Annotated in this window: 1 protein-coding gene; it reads left to right on the plus strand. The window is 67.5% G+C overall.

Annotated elements, in window-relative coordinates; all coding sequences use genetic code 11:
- Positions 1-2,406 (plus strand): type I polyketide synthase (locus tag ACZ5VQ_RS49285; RefSeq protein ID WP_469110756.1); only part of this gene is annotated, 2,406 nt, incomplete at both ends.

The following is a 2,406-nucleotide window of genomic DNA, read 5'->3' on the forward strand; positions in this document are numbered from 1 at the left end:
GGCCTGCGGTGACGGTGGATACGGCGTGTTCGTCGTCGTTGGTGGCGTTGCATCTGGCGGCGCAGTCGTTGCGCAAGGGTGAGTGTTCGCTGGCGTTGGCCGGTGGCGTGACCGTCATGGCCACGCCCCGCACATTCGTGGAGTTCAGCCGAGAGCCGGGCAGCCTGGCCCCCGATGGCCGGTGTAAGCCGTTCGCGGAGTCGGCGGATGGTACGGGGTGGGCCGAGGGTGCGGGGATGCTCCTGTTGGAGCGGCTGTCCGACGCACGGAACAACGGTCACCAGGTCCTCGCGGTACTGCGAGGCTCGGCCATGAATCAGGACGGTGCGTCGAATGGGATGACGGCGCCGAATGGTCCGGCCCAGCAGCGGGTGATTCGTCAGGCGTTGGCGGATGCGCGGGTTTCGGGTGATCAGGTGGATGTGGTGGAGGGCCACGGCACGGGCACGGTGCTGGGTGATCCGATCGAGGCGCAGGCGTTGCTCGCGACGTATGGGCGGGATCGGTCGGAGGATGGTTGGCCGTTGTGGCTGGGTTCGGTGAAGTCGAATCTGGGTCATACGCAGGCTGCGGCGGGTGTGGCGGGTGTCATCAAGATGGTGATGGCGATGCGGCATGGGGTGGTGCCGGGGAGTTTGTTCGGTGAGGTGCCGTCGTCGCGGGTGGACTGGTCGGCGGGTCGGGTGGAGTTGCTGGGCCGGTCGCGGGAGTGGCCGGTGGTGGGGCGTCCGCGTCGGGCGGGGGTGTCGTCGTTCGGGTTCAGTGGGACGAATGCGCATGTGATTTTGGAGCAGGCGGTCGGTGAGCCTGCGGTTGGTGAGCCTGCGGTTGTGGAGCCTGCGGTTGTGGTGCCGGTGGCGTCGGCGGGGCCGTTGGTTCCGGTGGGTGTGCCGTCGGAGGTGGTGGTTCCGTGGGTGGTGTCGGGGCGCAGCGCTGAGGCGTTGCGTGCGCAGGCTGGGCGGTTGTTGGCGTTTGTGGGGGAGCGTTCGGGGCTTGGGGTTTTGGACGTGGGGCGGTCGTTGGCGGTGGCGCGGTCGTCGTTCGAGCATCGTGCGGTGGTTGCTGGGGCCGGGCGTGATGAGTTGTTGAGTGGTCTCAGGGCGTTGGTGGCGGGGGAGTCGTCGCCTCTTGTGTGTCGTGGTGAGGTGCGCGGTGATGCGGGGACCGCGTTTTTGTTTTCGGGTCAGGGGTCTCAGCGGGTGGGGATGGGGCGGGAGTTGTGTGCTGCGTTCCCGGTGTTCGCGGGGGCTTTTGATGCGGTGCTGACCGAGCTGGGGCCGGAGGCGGGTTCTGGTTTGCGGGATGTGGTGTGGGGCGCCGATCAGGAGGTGTTGGATCGGACGGGGTGGGCGCAGCCTGCCCTGTTTGCGTTTGAGGTGGCGTTGTTCCGGTTGTTGGAGTCGTGGGGTGTGCGGCCTGACTTTGTGGCCGGGCATTCGGTGGGGGAGATAGCTGCCGCGCACATTGCGGGGGTGTTGTCCTTGGCCGATGCGGTGCGGTTGGTGGTGGCGCGGGGCCGGTTGATGGAGGCGTTGCCGCCAGGCGGGGTGATGGTGGCCGTGCAGGTGTCGGAGGCGGAGGTGCTGCCGCATCTGACGCCGGGTGTGAGTGTCGCGGCGGTCAACGGCCCGTCCTCGGTGGTGTTGTCCGGCCGGGAGTCGGAGGTCCTGGCTGTCGCGGAGGTCTTTGCGGGGCGTGGGGCTCGTATACGTCGGTTGCGGGTGTCGCATGCGTTTCATTCGGTGTTGATGGAGCCGATGCTGGCGGAGTTCCGTGCGGTCGCGGAGCAGCTCACGTACGCCGAGCCGTCAACTCCCCTCGTTTCCAACGTCACGGGGAGGGTGGCTGCGGAGGTGGCGTCGGCGGAGTACTGGGTGCGGCATGTGCGCGAGGCGGTGCGTTTCGCGGATGGTGTTGGGCATCTGCGGGAGCGGGGTGTGACGCGGTTCGTGGAGATCGGCCCCGACGGCACCCTGACCGCGATGGCCCAGGACTGCCTCGCCGAGGACCAGGTGTTTGTTTCGCCGTTGGTGGTTCCTGCGGTGCGTGGGGAGCGGGGTGAGGTGCGGTCGTTGGTGGGGGCGGTTGCCGCGTTGCATGTGTCGGGTCTGGCTGTCGACTGGGATGGCTATTTCGCTGGGGCTGGGTTGGTGGATTTGCCGACGTATGCGTTTCAGCGGGAGCGGTTCTGGTTGTCGTTGGGGTTGGCGGGGGGTGATGTGGCGTCGTTGGGGTTGGAGGCTGTTGATCATCCGTTGTTGGGTGCGGCGACGGTGTTGGCGGATTCCGATGGGGTGGTGTTGTCGGGTCGGTTGTCGGTGGGGGTTGATGCGTGGTTGGCGGATCACGTGGTGGGTGGGCGGGTGTTGTTTCCGGGGACGGGGTTTGTGGAGTTGGCGGTGCGGG

The sequence above is a fragment of the Streptomyces sp. NPDC033178 genome, assembly GCF_055577685.1.